Below are 15,368 nucleotides of genomic sequence, written 5' to 3' on the forward strand. Positions count from 1 at the left end.
AAACGGGGAGAGTGAAATGCCGAAGTGCACTGACGGCCATTTCGAGGTGGTCTGGCCGCGCGGAGAGCGCCGCGGCAGTCTCAAGCCGCTGGCGCCCCGCACGTCCGATCTGTCGGGTCTGAAGATCGTTCAGCTTTGGGATTATCTCTTCAAGGGCGACCGCATCTTCCTTCAATTGGAGCAATTGCTCCGGGAGCGGTTCCCGGGCGTGGAATTCATCCATTGGAGGGAAATCGGCAACATCCACGGAAACGACGAGCAAGCGCTCGTTGCCCAGCTGGGAAGCCGGCTCACCGCGCTCGGCGCGGTCGCTGCCATTTCCGGTCTGGGGTGTTGAGGGAGTTGCACGCCCGCCGTGTTGCGGGCCAGCGCGGCGTGTGAGGCTGCAGGCATCCCGTCCTCGACACTGGTTTGCGAGGGCTTTCTGCAACAGGCAGCGTTCACCGCGGTCGGCCTTGGCATGCCCAACCTTCCGGTTGCCGCGATCCCTGGCCACCCCGGCGTGCAGAGCGACGAAGAGCTAGCACGCAACATTGCGGACGTGACCTTCCCGCAGATCGTGGAAAATCTCACGCGACAGCCCCAGGCGGCCGTCCTGTCCACCGAGCCCGCGCAGCGATCCATCGTGTTCGCCGGATCCTTTGACGCCGTGAACACCTGTTTCGAGGAGAACGAATGGAGCGACGGCCTCCCCGTCGTCCCGCCGACCCTCGACCGCGTGGAGGCCTTCCTCCGCTTTACGGATCTGGCGCCGGACGCGAGCCTTGGCGTGATGCTCCCGGACCAGCGGAATGCCAGCGTGTGGAGCGTGGCGGTGAACGGCGTGATGGCGGGCTGCGCCCCTCGTTACATGCCCGTGCTGCTGGCCATCGCCGAGGCCTTGTGCGATCCCGAATATGGCGTCGAGCACAGCGGCAACACACCCGGCGCAGAAACCCTCATCGTCGTCAATGGACCCATCATCAAACAGCTCGGATTCAATTTCGAGCAGGGGGTGATGCGTGACGGCTTTAGGGCGAATACGTCCGTCGGACGGTTCCTCCGTCTTCTTCTGAGGAACGTCGCAGGCTTCCTGCCGCACAAGACCGACAAGGCGACCTTCGGCGGCACATGGCGGGTGGCGATCGCGGAGAACGAGGACGTGCTCGCGCGCATCGGCTGGGAGCCGATGAGCGCGGAGTTCGGCTTCAGCCGCGGCGAGAACGTGGTGAGCCTTGCTCGCTACACCGGCGGCGACGTGATCGTCTCGGTCAACGGCGACACACCCGAGGCGATGCTGCCCTACATCGCGGATGCGATCCTCCGCCAGACCTCCTGGCAGATGACCTTCACCATGAGCGCCACGTTCGGGATGTTGCGGCCGATGCTGCTCCTCAGCCCCATCCTGGCGGAGCGCCTTGCCGGCGCCGGCTGGTCCAAGCACGACGTGAAGCGCTATCTGTTCGAGCATGCGCGCATGCCTGCCGAAAAGCTCGAACGCCTGATGCGCGACTGGACGAACCACGTGGATTGCGATCTCGCCGCCCTGGCACGGCTCGGGAAGGTCCCCAAATCATTCCACGCATCGGACGATCCCGGACGGCTCGTGCCGCTGGTCTTCCACCCGGACGACTTCACCATCGCGGTGACCGGAGACCCCATGCGGACGAACGCCTATACGCTCTCCCACAATGGCACGCTCGGCTATCCGGTGGGAAAGCGCATCCTGCTGCCCCGTGCCTGGGACGATCTGATCGCGGGTCGGGAGGCATGAGGCGGCGAAGCGACGCGAGGAACCTTCCGGCATGACCATGCGCAAGCGCCAGGCTCACGATGTGGCGGTCATCGGCGGCGGCATCGCCGGCCTGACTGCGGCCTGGCATGCCGCGCAGACCGGCATGTCCGTCGTCCTCGTTGAGGCGAGCCCCCTGTTTGGCGGGCAGGTTGCCACCCTGGACCGGGTCGATGGCTTCCCATCCATCGCGCCCGTCTCCGGCCACGGTCTCGCTGCGAGCCTGCTGGAAGCGACGGTCCAGTCGGGCGTCACCCTCGTGGAGGCGGATGTGATCGCGATCGAGCAGGAAGGCGCGCTGAGGCGGGTTGCCACTGTAGCGGGCGCGCATCGGTGCCGCGCGGTTGTCGTGGCGAGCGGGTGCCGCAGGCGCCTGCTGAACGTGCCACACGAAGCCTCTTGGGCGGGGCGCGGGCTTTCTCATTGCGTGGCCTGCGACGGAGGCTTCTACCGAGGGCGCGATGTTCTGGTCGTCGGCGGCGGCGATGCCGCATTTCAAGCCGCGGCCGCGCTGGCCGACATCTGCCGAGAAGTGGCCGTCGTGGTCCGGGGAAATGCCCGCGCACGCCGCGCTCTCGTTGATCGCGCCACCGGCAAGGCAAACCTGCGCTTCATCTGGGGCATGGAGGTCGATGCCCTGCTGGGTGATGACGGACTTTCGGGCGTCCGCCTGCGTGATTGCAGCAGCGGGCGACTGGAGGAGGTGGCCTGCCGTGGAGTGTTTCCGCTCATCGGCGGCATCCCGAACAGCGCATTCCTGCCCATGGACGTCGCCCGCACGGACACCGGCCACGTATGTGCAGACGACGGTTTCGCCACCACGTCGCCGGGCATCTGGGCAATCGGTGCGGTGCGGGACGGATACTGCGGCGAACTTGCGGCCGCAGCAGGCGAAGCCGCCGCCGTCATCAAGGCGATCGCGCCCCGCTTCCGGGACTAGTGGGCGTCCAGTTCAGCCAGCGACAGAGAGAGCGCCCGAGGATCTGTGCACGCTCCGGTTCGCTGAGGCCCGGCAGGGCCTCAGCGAAAAGATCGATGCATTGGCGGTAGGTGCAGGGCAGGCGCGTGAGGTCCGATCCCCAGAACATCCGCTCGGCCCCGAAATGATCGCGGACCCTCAGGAGATGACGGTGCACGCGGGGGAAGGGATAGGCATCCCGCGTGTTGCAGGGTGTTGCCGAAGCCTTCACCGAGACATGGGCGAACCGGCTGAGGGCAAGCATATCGTCAAGGTCGGCAAAGCCCGCCTCCTCCTGGCCGCCGATCGGTCTCGCCAGATGGCAGACCGCGATCCTCAGCCCCTCATAGCGCTCGGCGACCGGCTGGAGCGCACGCGCCATGCCGGGCACGGAAATCATGACGGGTGCGCCGGAGTCTTCGAGGGACCGCCACAGCCATGAGGCAGACGGGTCATCGAGATGGCGGCGCAACGCCGGCGTGTGGAAGGTGAGCCTGAAGCCGGAGAGCCCCAGGTGATCGCGCCAGCCGGCCACGAGGTCCCGCGCGTCGGGCGCATCCAGTGCGAGGCGGCCCATGACGGTGAAGCGTCCGGGGTGCGCGCGGGCGGCAGCGAGGGCGAGATCATTCCTGTCACCCTCCCAGGTCGGCGGAACGAGAACCGCGCCGGCGACACCCGCCGCATCCATTTCGCAGAGCGCATCGGACGGCAGAAACGGGGCGCTCCTTTGAGGATGGCTCATGCGCTCGGCCGGCCAGGGGCGATCGGGTGTTTCCGCAGCCCAGACATGGATCTGGCTATCGACGATCACGGCGGGTGCTCCAGCGGCAGGAAGAGCCTCATTGAACAAGCCGCGCGCCCGCCCCCTCAAGCCGTCGTGCCATTTAACCCAGGAGGATGGGACAAACCGCCTTGCTGCAACGCAGCCTCGGGCCTACCAGCGCAGGTGTACCCACGGACGAGGGACGCACCCGTGTCAGCCGATCTGCATCGCCCGCGCGTGCTTTACCTTGCGACCGTCGATGAGCGCATGCGGGCGCTGCTGTCGCGGCGCTGTCCGGATGCATTCGATCTCGTGCTGCCCGATACCGCTCAGGCCCGCGCGGAAGCCCTTCCCACGGCGGATGCCATCGTGAGCGGAGGCGAGCCGGTGGACGAGGCGACGCTGAGCCTCGCTCCCCGCCTCAAGCTGGTGCACATGGTCGGGGTCGGCTGGCATGACCGCGTGGCCTGGGAGGTCCTCAAACGTCGCGGCATCGCCCTCGCCTGCTGTCCGACGGCAACGGCGGACGCGGTGGCCGAGCATGCCTTGATGCTCATTCTCGCGGCGCAGAGACATCTTTCGCACGCCGATGCCGCGATGCGACGAGGCGAATTCCTACACGTCGAACTGCGCTCCGTATCCCACGTGCTCCGCGGACGCACGGTCGGCCTCGTCGGCATGGGCCGCATCGCTCGGCAGCTCGCAAAGCTGCTCCGCGCCTTCGATGTCGAAGGCCTCTGCTACTCCCGCTCGGCGCCCGATGCCGCCTGGCAAGAGACCGGATTCCGTCACGTCGCGCTGGATACGCTGCTTGAGACGAGCGACATCGTAAGCCTCCACCTGCCGGGGACGCCGCAAACGCGGCACATCATCGGACGGCGGGAGTTGATGCGGATGAAGCCCGGTTCTTTCCTCGTCAACACGGCGCGCGGCCTGCTCGTGGACGAGGAAGCCCTCGTTGATGCGCTTCGCAGCGGGCAGCTTGGCGGCGCGGGCCTCGATGTGTTCACCCAGGAGCCCCCCTCGCCTGCATCTGCCCTGTTGCGGCTCCCCAACGTGGTGCTGACCCCTCACATCGGTGCCGGGCAGGTGGAGACGACCGAGAAAAAGGCCGACTTCATCTTCGGCAACATCCGCGGCTTCTTTGCGGGCCAGCCCTTGCTGGAACAGGTTCCGCTGTAGCCCTCGCGGGCCGGAACCGCCCTGCCCGTCAGCGCCGCACGAACGTCCACTGATGCCCGGAAAGATCGCGATCGATCTTCCCCAGACGCTCCAGATGGTGCAGATGCGCCAGGGCTTCGCTGAGGGCGAAACCGAACTGCTCCATCGGCAGGGGGCGGAACAGCACATCAAGCGTGTCCATCGCCGTCCGCGGGACCGCGCAGAAGTCCAGCAACATCGAGAGACGGTCCGCGTGATGCGCCCGCAGCGCAGCGATGCGCGCATGCAGTCCGTGGAATGGCTCGCCATGGGACGGCAGCACGAACGTGTCCTCGGGCAATGCCTCGAACTTCTCGAGAGACAACAGGAACGCCCCCAGCGGGTCGGCGCGCGGATCGGACGGATGCGTGCCGATATGCGGCGAAATCCGCTCAAGAATCTGATCCGCGGCGATGAGGATCCGGCGCTCGGCGCTGTACAGGCAGACCATCTCCGGGGCATGACCCTCGCCGATCATGACCCGCCACGCGGTACCCGCGAGGCTGACCCTCTCCCCCTCCTGGAGCCGGTGATATCGGCGCGGCAACGGTCCCACCCATTGGTGATAGAAAATGCCACGCTGCTCCAGAAACCCCAGAAATGCCTCCGGAGCGCCGCATCGACCGAAATGCGACACGAGCTGGGGAATCACCTCGTCCGGCCGCTCATTCAGCAGCAGACGCGCCTGCATCCACTCCACCCGGCTCATGTGTATCTCGGCACCAGTACGCGCGTGGAGCCAACCGGCGAGACCGACGTGGTCCGGATGGAAATGGGTGACGAGAAGCCGGTCAACGGGCCTGCCGCCGAGCCGCCGGTCTGCCAGCACGCGCTCGTAAAGCGCGCGGGTCGGCGCATCGTCAACACCGGAATCGATCAGGGTCCACCCGTCAGGGCCGGGGAGAAGCCACGCATTCACCTCCCGCGGCGGGAAGGGCAGCGGCACCTTCACGCGCAATAAATCGGGTGCCACCGTGCTCAGGCCGTCCGCCACAGCCGCTTCCACGCCGAGTATCATCATGCATTCCTTTCGGCCCGAGCGGTGCTGGATCCGTCAAACCCACGCGTACCCGAACACCGCGCGCCCGGCCAGTCCGAACGCGGGCCTCCCCATTGGTTTCCGGAAAGGGCATTCGTCGCCACTACGACGCTCCAGAAGGCGATAATCCACATAACCGCGCTGTCGGGCACGCCCATTGTCCAAGGGCCTACATTCCGTCACGGCGACGGGCCGGGCTCCCCCGCCATGCGAGAATGGCGCGGGCGCGCTTGCGCACGGGTTCGTCCACCATGGCACCGCCGACGCTCTGCGCCCCGTCCCCGCTGGCGAGCACCGCCTCGGCCCAGGCGATCTCGGCCGCGCTGGGCCGGAAACCTTCACGGATGGCAGCGATCTGATGCGGGTGGATGGCGAGCTTTCCGCGGAAGCCGAGGGCACGGGCATGCTGCGCATCCTGCTGCGCAAGCGCGGGGTCGCGGATATCCGTGGTCACGCCGTCCAGCGGGGGCGTGCACCCCGCGAGGCGGGAGGCCAGCACCAGTTCCATGCGCGCCGGAAGCAGCGGCTCGCGCTCGTGCGCGCAGCCAAGGTCGGCGCAGAAATCCACCGAGCCGAAGGCAAGACGCCCCACCGCCGGGTGCGATGCGACGGCGCGGGCAGCCGCCAGCCCCGCCGCGGTCTCCACGAGAGCGACGATGGGGATTGACGGCCCGAGCACCGCAGCCGCGGCATCGAGCTGTTCGCCCCGCTCCACCTTCGGCAGCATCACGGCCGTCGGCGCAAGACGCGCGACGGCGGCGAGATCCGCGTCGTGCCAGGGCGTGCCGGCGCCATTGACGCGGACGATGACCGGCAATTCCGTGAAGTCGCGTCGCAGGCCGGCGCGTGCCGGCGCCTTGGCGTCGGCGGGCACGGCGTCTTCGAGATCGAGGATGACGGCATCGGGCCGCGCCGCTGCCGCCTTGGCAAACCGCTCCGGCCGGTTCGCCGGCACGAAAAGGGCAACGCAGAAATCGAGGTCACTCGCCATCACCAGTCCGCCCGCGCGCTCATGGAAACAGGGCCCCCCGGCACGGCACTCCACAGCTTCAGACCGCCATCTTCCGACTGGGCATGAAGCACGAGCGGCGTACCCGAATAGGCCGGCGCCAAGCCCCGGAAGGAGAAACGCGACGGCGGCGCGCCGTGGATCTGTTCCGCGAAGCGGGCCAGCAGCGTGGCCTGAAGAGGTCCCTGCACCACGAGGCCGGGATAGCCCTCCGTGCGCGTCGCATAGGGCAGATCGTAGTGAATGCGGTGGCCGTTGAAGGTCAGGGCCGAATAGCGGAACAGGAGCACCGCAGAAGGATCGATACTCCGCCTGTGCTCTCCCTCCGCAGCCGGTGCCCCACCCCGCGCCGGCCCCGCGTCGGCAGCGGGGTGATCGCGATAGACGATCTCCTGCGTCTCGGACAGCACAGCGCGACCGTTGGCGCTCACCTCATGGCAGACAGTGACGAAGCAGAGCAGACCGCTGCGCCCCTCCTTCACGGAGACATCCGCGATGCGCGATATGCGGCGCACCGCGTCACCCGCCAAAATCTCCCCATGAAAAACCAAATCGCCGCCAGCCCACATCCGGCGCGGCAATGGAACGGGCGGCAGAAACCCGCCACGGGCGGGGTGGCCGTCCGCTCCCAGCTCCCCCATCGGCACCGCCGGCGGCGCAAGGCACCAGTGCAGCATCCGGGGGGCGGTCGCAGATGCCTCGGCCGTGCCCCTGCCCTCGTCAAACGTCGCGCGGAAGCGCTCCGCGAGCGCGTGCGTCACCACTTCTTCCGCGGTCTCCTCGCGGCCGATCCAGCTGCGCAGAAGGGCAAGATCAAGCTGCCTGACGTCGGTCATTGCCCCTCAGGTCTCCCTTTCCTGGTGTCCCGCCCGCCCAAGCCGGCGGGAAAGGCTTTTCACTCGCCCGTGTTCCGAAACCGCGGCTTGCGCTTCTCCATGAAGGCGGTCACGCCCTCCTTGGATTCGGCGGTTTCGTAGTAGAGCGCAAGCGTCTGCATCCCGAGGGCGCTGATGCCGCGAATGGATTCGGAATCGGCATTGAAGGAGCGCTTGGCGATGGCGATCGCGGTGGGACTCAAGGCGAGAATTTCTTCGCACCACCGGGCCACTTCCGCATCGAGTTCGGCCGCCGGCACCACGCGGTTCACCAGCCCCATCTCCAGCGCGTCCTGGGCTTTGTAGCGCCGGCAGAGATACCAGATCTCCCGCGCCTTCTTCTCACCCACCGTGCGGGCGAGAAGGGCGGTCCCGAAGCCGGGATCCACCGAGCCGACCCTCGGCCCGACCTGCCCGAACTGCGCGGTCTCCGACGCGATGGCGAGGTCGCAGCACGTCACCAGCACATTGCCGCCGCCGATGGCGTAGCCGTTCACCCGCGCAATGACGGGCTTGGGCATGTCGCGGATGACCGTCTGCAGGTCTTCCACCGGCAGGCCGACAAGACCGCGGCCGTCATAGCCGCCGTCGTGGGCCGACTGGTCGCCACCGGTGCAGAACGCCTTGTCGCCTGCGCCGGTGAGTACGATCACGCCCACGGACTTGTCCCAGCCGGCCCGGTTGAAGGCGGTGATGAGCTCCTCGCAGGTCTGCCCCCGGAAGGCATTGTACTTGTCCGGGCGATTGATGGTGATGCGGGCGACGCCCCCCGACGCCTCGTAGAGGATGTCGGTGAAACCGGTCATGTGGAACTCCCTGTCCGTGCGAGATGAAGCTGCCGTATTGGCCGGCAGCCCTGGGGATTGCGGAGGGCGACGGATGCGCCGCGCTTCAGATCCGACCCTTTGCGGCGAGCTGCTCGGCTGCGTGCGTCCTCAGCCTGAACTTCTGGAGCTTGCCGGTCGCCGTGCGGACCAATGGCTCGAAGAGCACATGGCGGGGACATTTGTAGGCGGCGAGCCGCTCGCGACAGTAGCGGATGATGTCGGCTTCCGTGATGCCGCCCGGCGCGCCAGGCTTCAGCTCCACGACCGCACAGGGGGTTTCGCCCCACTTCGGGTCCGGTACGGCCACCACGGCTGCGCCGGCCACCCAGGGATGGCTGTAGAGGGCTTCCTCGACCTCGATGGAAGAGATGTTCTCTCCGCCCGAGATGATGATGTCCTTGGAGCGGTCCTTGACCTCGATGTAGCCGTCATCATGGATCACGGCGAGGTCGCCGGTATGGTACCAATCCTCCGCGAACGCTTCCTCGGTCGCCCTGGGGTTCTTGAGGTAGCCCTTCATGGCGATATTGCCGCGCATGAATACCTCGCCGATGGTCTGACCATCCCGGGGGACGGGCTGGAGCGTCACCGGGTCACCCACGATCATTTCATCGGCGAGGACGGCGCGGACGCCCTGACGGGCGACATGCTTCATGCGCTCGTCGATATCGAGGTCGTCCCACGCCTCCTGCGGCTCGCACAGGGTGGTCACCCCGTGCATCTCCGTCATGCCATAGAGGTGGACCACCTCGAAGCCGAGTTCAGCAAGCCGCTTGAACACCGGCGCGGGCGGCGAGGCGCCGCCCGACAGCACACGGATTGGAGCGGCGGGCCGCGTCCAACCTGACGGAGCGCCATCGGCGAGGAAGCCGAGCACGATCGGAGCGCCGCACAGAAGCGTGACGCCGTGTTCGGAAATCGCCTCGTACATGCCCTCGGCGGAAACCTTGCGCATGCAGATCTGGGTGCCCCCCACCGCCGCCAGCGCCCAGGCGAAGCACCAGCCGTTGCAGTGAAAGAGCGGAAGCGTCCACAGATAGACCGGACGCGCGCCGGTCATGCGCCCGTTGATGATCTGGCCGAGGGCGTTCAGGTAGGCCCCCCGATGGTGATACACCACACCCTTGGGATCGCCGGTGGTTCCCGAGGTGTAGTTAAGCGCGATGGCGTCCCACTCGTCCTCCGGCCAGCGCAGCTCGGCGGAGGGATCCCCGGCGGCAATGAACGCTTCGTACTCGGTGTCGCCGAGAAGGGGGAAGTCGGCGCCGGCCGGATCGTCAATATCGATGACGCGCGGCGGCGCCTCCATCAAGCGCAGAGCCTCCTTCGCCACCGGCGCGAGCTGCCGGTCGACGAGGACGATCCGCGCCTCGCTGTGCGCCAGGATGAAAGCGACCGCAGGCGCATCGAGGCGGCTGTTGAGGCAGTTGATGACGGCGCCTGACAGCGGGATGCCGAATTGAGCCTCCAGCATGGCCGGCGTGTTGAGCGAGAAGATGGATACGGTGTCGCCCCGCTCGATCCCGGCAGAGATGAGCGCGGACGCGAGTTGCCGGCAACGCTGCGCGAACATGCGCCACGTGTAGCGCGACTCGCCGTAGATCACTGCCGTGCGGTCCGGGTAGACGTCGGCAGCCCTGTCGAGAAAATGAAGCGGCGTAAGCGGCCGGAAGTTCGCGCCGCGCCGCTCCAGACCGACATCATATTTGCTGGTCATGCCGCTCTCCTCAGATGGCGACGGCGAGATGGGTGGCCTGATCGATGGCACGGAGCGCGTCGAGCTCCGCCGCCACGTCCGCGCCTCCGATCAACCGCACAGGAGCGCCGAGGGACGCGAGGCGGTCGTACAGGGTGCGCTCCGATTCCTGGCCCGCGCACAGGATCACCTGATCCACGTCGAGGACGTGCGGCACTCCGTCGGTGACATAGTGCAGGCCGGCATCGTCCACGGCGCGATATTCGGCGCCGGCGATCATGGCGACATGGGCGCGCCTGAGCTTCGTCTTGAGGATCCAGCCCGTGGACTTGCCGAGCCGCCGGCCCAACGCCTCCGGCTTGCGCTGGAACATGAAGAGCTCGCGCGGCGGCGCCCGCTCACCGGCCGGCTCCGTCAGGCCGCCGGCACTGCGCAGCTCCGCATCCGCCCCCCAGGTGCTGAGGAAGGTTTCCGGCACGAGGGCTTCACTGTCCTCTCCCACCAGATACTCGGCCACGTCGAAGCCGATGCCGCCGGCCCCGATGATCGCCACGCGGCGGCCCACGGGCACCTTGCGCGAAAGAACATCCACGTAGGAGAGCACCTTCGGGTGATCGAGGCCGGCGATATCCGGGCGGCGCGGGCGCACGCCCGTGGCCACCACGATCTCATCGAAACTCTCCCGGGTCAGCTCCTCCGCCTCCACGGCGTGGCCGAGCCGCAGCTCGACCGCCAGCGCCTTGAGGCGCGTGCGGAAGTAGCGCAGCATTTCGTTGAACTCGCTCTTGCCAGGCACCGCACGGGCCATGTTGAGCTGGCCGCCCAGTTCGCTCGCGGCCTCGTAGAGCGTCACCTGATGTCCACGCTCGGCCGCATTCACGGCGAATGCCATGCCCGCAGGCCCGCCCCCCACCACCGCGATCCGCTTCGGTGACAGCGCCGGGGCGTCCGCGAATTCGATCTCGCGCCCGGCCCGGGGATTGACCAGGCAGGTGGCCGTGCGTTCCGTGAAGATGCGATCGAGGCAGGCCTGGTTGCAGGCGATGCAGGTGTTGATCTCGTCGGCACGGCCGAGGCGCACCTTCCGGGCGAAATCGGGGTCCGCAAGCAGGGGCCGCGCCATGGAGACGAGATCCGCCACGCCGCTTTCGATGATGTCTTCCGCGACGTCGGGGGTGTTGATGCGGTTCGAGGCGATGACGGGAATGCCCACCGCCTCCTTGACGTTCCGGACAGCGTAGCTCCAGGCCGCGCGAGGCACTGCGGCCGCGATGGTGGGTATGGCGGATTCATGCCAGCCGATCCCGGTGTTGAAGAGGTCCGCCCCGGCGGCCTCGACCCGCCGCGCCAGCTCCTGCACCTCATCGCCGGGCATTCCGCCCTCGACCAGATCCACCGCGGAGATGCGATAGATCAGAAGGAAATCGTCCCCGGCCTTCTCCCGAACAGCCTTCACGATTTCAACAGGGAAACGCACGCGATTTTCCAGGCTGCCGCCGAATTCGTCCTCGCGCTGGTTGGTAAACGGGGCCGTGAACTGGTTGATGAGGTAGCCTTCCGACCCCATGACCTCGACGCCGTCGTAACCCGCCTCCCGCGCCAGCGCCGCGGTGGCTGCGAAATCGGAGACGGTGCGCCAGACTTCCTCGGTCGTCAGCGCGCGCGGGCCGATGGGATTGATGCGTGACCGCAGCGTGGATGCACCCACACACCGGTCGTGCTTGGCATAGCGCCCCGAATGAACGATCTGAAGCGCGATCTTCGCCCCGCCGTCATGGACGGCACCGACGATGGCGCGGTGCTCATCCATCCTCGACGCATCGTAAAAGGCCGGAGCGCCCGGCTCGAAGATGCCATCAGGGTTGGGCGCGTATCCGCCGGTCAGCACCAGACCGACCTCGCCACGGGCCCGCGCGCCGTAGAACGCAGCCAGACGCTCGTTGGCCCGATCGAGGGTCTCCAGGCGGGTGTGCATTGCGCCCATCACGATGCGATTGCGCAGCATGGTGGCGCGAAGGTGCAGCGGCTCCATGAGCTTTGGGTACGGCGACATCTTTCCTCCCGATCCGGTTTGTATTTTCTCCAAACCTAGATCCGCCCCGAATAACCGTCAATATCTTTACTTAATTTGGATTCGCACCTTCTGCGGCTTCAATCCTCTCGCAGACTCGACCCCGATGACCATTCTACACGCACGTTTCACACGTATGTGTTCTCATATGAGAGACTGCTGCGGAGCGGCACCTTCCCCCCTTAAAAATCACCATCCACCCAACCTCGATATCCGCAAGGAATTGCGCTCATCGCGGAAAAACACGTAAATATGTTGACACCAAACCCGGACATTCACGGGCACGGCGCTGGCGGAAAGAGGAGAATGCCATGGCGGTCCACATCGACTGGCGTGATGACGTCGCAATCATGGTGATCGCCCGCGTCGAAGCGCACAACGCGCTGAACGCGGGAGTGATTGCAGACATCGGCCGCGCGCTCGATACCGTCGCAGCCTCGCACGCTTCCGCGCTGGTCATCGTGGGCGCGGGCGACCGCGCCTTCTGCGCAGGCGCCGACATCAAGGAAATCGAGGGCCGCACACGGGAAGAGCAGCACCGCGCGGTGCTGCTTGGTCAGTCGACGTTCGCCAAGCTCGATCACCTCCCGATGCCGTCCATCGCCGTCATCCGGGGCTTCGCGCTCGGCGGCGGCCTCGAACTCGCCATGGCGTGCACCTTCCGCATCGCGCTGCCCGACGCAAAGCTGGGCCTACCGGAGATCAAGCTCGGCCTCATCCCCGGATACGGCGGCACCCAGCGCCTGCCCCGGCTCGTGGGGCCGGCGCGTGCCGCCGAGATCATCCTCTCTGGACGAACGATCGATGCCACGGAAGCCGAGCGCATCGGCCTCATCCAGGCGGTCGTCGAAGGCGAGGATGCGACCGCGGCCGGGCTCGCCTTCGCAGCACGCTTCACCGCCTTCAGCCGGAGCACAAGCCTTCTGGCACGCCAGGCGATCGAGGCGGCATCCACCCTCCCGCTTGCAGCAGGCCTTGACGCGGAAGCCGACCTGCTCGCCGAAGCCTTCGTCTCCGCGGATGCACGGGAAGGGATCGCCGCGTTCCGGGAAAAGCGGACGCCGCAGTTCAATCGCCAGCCAGTGAACGCATAGGCAGCACAGGCGGGCGCCCGGCAGAACCAGCGGCGCCCGCCTAGCCCAGCTTCACATTCCGCATGTTGGTGAGCAGCTTGTTCAGAAAATGAACACAGGCAACTTTGTCGTCGAAGCTGAAATCATGGATGGACTGGGCATAGAAGGCTTCGATCGTCGCCTGCAGCCCGTTCCAGAAGGCCCAGCCGCCCTCGGTCATGGTCACGCGGCGGGTGCGCTTGTCCGTGGCATCGGGCACGCGAACGACATGGCCGTCGCGTTCCAGCCTGGTGAGCACACCATCGAGGTTCTGCCGGCTGACCGCCAAGTGTTCGGCCAGCTGAGTCACCGTCATGCCTTCCTGATAGCGAGGACTTGAGAGTGCCCCCAGGACAGCCCACTGAACAGAGCTGATCCCGATCTCCTGGGCGGCCTGCCGCTGAAGCATGTTTCCGACCTGGAAAACGCGAAAAAACAGCCGGTTGTGCAGCGCCGTGAGGCTTGTGGAGGCTGCAGCGGACGTCGAACGGTTCTTCATCTCGGTTCCGTCATGCGCTCGGGTTGCGCTTCGCCCCATGCCAGCACCCGCCCGAGCCATTCGCAGCCAAAACTACTTTCGGCTCCTGCACATTACAATGCGGAGACCGCCCGGCGGGCGGGTCCACCGGGTGGTCTCCGGGCGCCTCTCACTGCAGCGCCACGCAGTCGCCCATCGGCTTGAAGGCCTGCTCCGGCGCAATGGTCGCGACCAGCTTGTAGAGATCCCATTCCGATTTGGATTCGCCGGGGGTTTTCACCTCAAAGACGAACATGTCGTGCAGCTTGCGGCCATCCTTGCGGATCATGCCGTTGCCGAAGGCCGGATCGGAGGTCGGCATCGCCTTCATCTTCCGGACAACCTCGGCGCCATCGGTCTTGGAGCCGAGCGCCGCGACCGCCTTCAGGTAATGCAGCGTGGCGGAATAAGCCCCTGCCTGCGCCGAACTCGGCATCTTGCCCCGCGCCCGCTCGGCAAACTTCTGGGACCACCCTCGCGTTGCCGGATTCAGATCCCAGTAGAAGGGCTCGGTGACGACCAGACCCTGCGCAGCATTGAGGCCGAGGCTGCGCACATCCGTGATCATGACCAGCAGGCCGGCGAGCTTCATCCCGGACCGCGCGATGCCGAACTCCGAGGCCTGCTTGACCGTGTTGATCATGTCGAGCCCCGCATTGGCGAGCCCGAGCACGTTTGCCCCCGAAGACTGGGCCTGCAACAGAAAGGGCGAGAAGTCCGCCGTATTGAGCGGAGCGCGCACCTGCCCGACGACCTTGCCGCCTTCGCTTTCGACGACGCGCGTGGTGTCGCGCTCCAAAGCGTGCCCGAACGCATAGTCCGCAGTAATGAAAAACCACTTGCTGCCGCCGGACTTGGCGAGGGCCCGGCCGGTCCCCTGGCTCATGGCGTAGGTATCGTATGTCCACAGGACCGTCGTAGGCGCGCAAGCCTTCCCGTAAAGATCGGGGCTCGCAGGACCGGAGGCCAGAAACACCTTGTTGCGCTCGCGCGTGATCTGGTTCACCGCGAAAGCCACGGCTGAATTGGTGATGTCCACCACCGCATCGACGTCGCCCTGATCGTACCACTTGCGGACGATCGCCGAGCCGATGTCCGCCTTGTTCTGATGGTCGCCGAAGATCACGTCGACCTTGACGCCCGGATTGCTCGCCTCGAACTCTTCCGCGGCAAGCTTGGCTGCCGTGATGGAGCCCTCCCCGGACAGCGAAGCGTAAGGGCCGGTGAGATCGGTCAGAACGCCGACCCTCACGGTCATCTCGGCATAGGCAATGGATCCCGCGAAGAGCGAGAGGGCCATCGCGGCGGCAATCCGGAGCATGGTCGTTTCCCCCATTTATCGTTAGGGAAACGACGATGTCAGCAGCCTGACTTTCAGTCAACATATTGCGCATATCGCGCGCGATGGATGGGCACTTGAATTTTAAATTATTATATTTGCGTTGATTTTCTCCCTGCAGCAATCTCCCCGCGAGAATTTATGTCAACTTATATACTCCAAGGCGCACCTTGCGCCTTCGCTGTCCGGCA

13 protein-coding genes are annotated in these 15,368 nt (G+C 66.4%); 4 read left to right on the top strand and 9 right to left on the bottom strand.

Annotated elements, in window-relative coordinates; all coding sequences use genetic code 11:
- The first annotated feature begins 16 nt into the window (after window positions 1-16).
- The gene (locus V5F74_RS24225) at window positions 17-1,753 is read left to right on the top strand and encodes a UGSC family (seleno)protein (protein ID WP_449361636.1); all 1,737 of its coding nucleotides are present in this window, start codon (window positions 17-19) and stop codon (window positions 1,751-1,753) included.
- A 31-nt stretch (window positions 1,754-1,784) separates the two neighbouring features.
- Entirely contained in the window at window positions 1,785-2,711 is a 927-nt protein-coding gene (locus tag V5F74_RS24230; RefSeq protein WP_394010252.1) for an NAD(P)/FAD-dependent oxidoreductase, read from the top strand.
- Here V5F74_RS24230 and V5F74_RS24235 read toward each other — a convergent pair.
- The gene (locus V5F74_RS24235) at window positions 2,680-3,540 is read right to left on the bottom strand and encodes an amidohydrolase family protein (protein WP_394010253.1); all 861 of its coding nucleotides are present in this window, start codon (window positions 3,538-3,540) and stop codon (window positions 2,680-2,682) included. The genes V5F74_RS24230 and V5F74_RS24235 overlap by 32 nt on opposite strands.
- Before the next feature lie 162 nt (window positions 3,541-3,702).
- Here V5F74_RS24235 and V5F74_RS24240 point away from each other — a divergent pair, with 162 nt between their 5' ends.
- On the top strand, window positions 3,703-4,674 hold the full coding sequence (locus V5F74_RS24240) for a 2-hydroxyacid dehydrogenase (RefSeq protein WP_394010254.1): 972 nt from the start codon (window positions 3,703-3,705) through the stop codon (window positions 4,672-4,674).
- Window positions 4,675-4,702: 28 nt separating this feature from the next.
- On the opposite strand, the gene V5F74_RS24245 is transcribed toward V5F74_RS24240, so the two are convergent.
- From V5F74_RS24245 to V5F74_RS24270, 6 genes are all read right to left on the bottom strand, one after another.
- Entirely contained in the window at window positions 4,703-5,713 is a 1,011-nt protein-coding gene (locus V5F74_RS24245; protein ID WP_394010256.1) for an MBL fold metallo-hydrolase, read from the bottom strand.
- A 187-nt stretch (window positions 5,714-5,900) separates the two neighbouring features.
- Window positions 5,901-6,722: an HpcH/HpaI aldolase/citrate lyase family protein gene (locus tag V5F74_RS24250; RefSeq protein WP_394010257.1), complete on the bottom strand. Its 822-nt coding sequence runs from the start codon at window positions 6,720-6,722 to the stop codon at window positions 5,901-5,903.
- Complete coding sequence (locus V5F74_RS24255) at window positions 6,722-7,576, bottom strand: FAS1-like dehydratase domain-containing protein (protein ID WP_394010258.1); 855 nt, start codon at window positions 7,574-7,576, stop codon at window positions 6,722-6,724. The genes V5F74_RS24250 and V5F74_RS24255 overlap by 1 nt, the downstream gene beginning before the upstream one ends.
- Before the next feature lie 59 nt (window positions 7,577-7,635).
- Entirely contained in the window at window positions 7,636-8,421 is a 786-nt protein-coding gene (locus V5F74_RS24260) for an enoyl-CoA hydratase-related protein (protein ID WP_374250602.1), read from the bottom strand.
- Window positions 8,422-8,506: 85 nt separating this feature from the next.
- Window positions 8,507-10,159 carry an AMP-binding protein gene (locus V5F74_RS24265; protein ID WP_394010259.1) on the bottom strand — a complete coding sequence of 551 codons (1,653 nt, stop codon included), beginning with the start codon at window positions 10,157-10,159 and terminating at the stop codon, window positions 8,507-8,509.
- Window positions 10,160-10,169: 10 nt separating this feature from the next.
- Entirely contained in the window at window positions 10,170-12,191 is a 2,022-nt protein-coding gene (locus V5F74_RS24270; protein ID WP_394010260.1) for an oxidoreductase, read from the bottom strand.
- A 329-nt stretch (window positions 12,192-12,520) separates the two neighbouring features.
- Between V5F74_RS24270 and V5F74_RS24275 the strand changes: the two genes are divergently transcribed.
- The gene (locus V5F74_RS24275) at window positions 12,521-13,303 is read left to right on the top strand and encodes an enoyl-CoA hydratase/isomerase family protein (RefSeq protein ID WP_394010261.1); all 783 of its coding nucleotides are present in this window, start codon (window positions 12,521-12,523) and stop codon (window positions 13,301-13,303) included.
- 40 nt (window positions 13,304-13,343) lie between these two features.
- Here the strand turns inward: V5F74_RS24275 and V5F74_RS24280 are convergent, their stop codons facing one another.
- Window positions 13,344-13,820, bottom strand: coding sequence for a MarR family winged helix-turn-helix transcriptional regulator (locus V5F74_RS24280; RefSeq protein WP_394010262.1), 477 nt, complete (start codon window positions 13,818-13,820; stop codon window positions 13,344-13,346).
- A gap of 148 nt (window positions 13,821-13,968) precedes the next feature.
- A complete protein-coding gene (locus V5F74_RS24285; protein WP_394010263.1) occupies window positions 13,969-15,159 on the bottom strand; it encodes an ABC transporter substrate-binding protein in 1,191 nt (396 codons plus the stop codon).
- Window positions 15,160-15,368: the final 209 nt, after the last annotated feature.

The organism is Xanthobacter aminoxidans, from assembly GCF_043193615.1.
GTDB classification, from domain to species: Bacteria; Pseudomonadota; Alphaproteobacteria; order Rhizobiales; family Xanthobacteraceae; genus Xanthobacter; species Xanthobacter aminoxidans.

Bases quoted from the DNA above. Each gene is read 5' to 3' on its own strand.
- V5F74_RS24230 (WP_394010252.1), top strand. From the start codon at position 1,785: ATGACCATGCGCAAGCGCCAGGCTCACGATGTGGCGGTCATCGGCGGC.
- V5F74_RS24245 (WP_394010256.1), bottom strand. From the start codon at position 5,713: ATGATGATACTCGGCGTGGAAGCGGCTGTGGCGGACGGCCTGAGCACG.
- V5F74_RS24250 (WP_394010257.1), bottom strand. From the start codon at position 6,722: ATGGCGAGTGACCTCGATTTCTGCGTTGCCCTTTTCGTGCCGGCGAAC.
- V5F74_RS24255 (WP_394010258.1), bottom strand. From the start codon at position 7,576: ATGACCGACGTCAGGCAGCTTGATCTTGCCCTTCTGCGCAGCTGGATC.
- V5F74_RS24260 (WP_374250602.1), bottom strand. From the start codon at position 8,421: ATGACCGGTTTCACCGACATCCTCTACGAGGCGTCGGGGGGCGTCGCC.
- V5F74_RS24265 (WP_394010259.1), bottom strand. From the start codon at position 10,159: ATGACCAGCAAATATGATGTCGGTCTGGAGCGGCGCGGCGCGAACTTC.
- V5F74_RS24270 (WP_394010260.1), bottom strand. From the start codon at position 12,191: ATGTCGCCGTACCCAAAGCTCATGGAGCCGCTGCACCTTCGCGCCACC.
- V5F74_RS24275 (WP_394010261.1), top strand. From the start codon at position 12,521: ATGGCGGTCCACATCGACTGGCGTGATGACGTCGCAATCATGGTGATC.
- V5F74_RS24280 (WP_394010262.1), bottom strand. From the start codon at position 13,820: ATGAAGAACCGTTCGACGTCCGCTGCAGCCTCCACAAGCCTCACGGCG.
- V5F74_RS24285 (WP_394010263.1), bottom strand. From the start codon at position 15,159: ATGCTCCGGATTGCCGCCGCGATGGCCCTCTCGCTCTTCGCGGGATCC.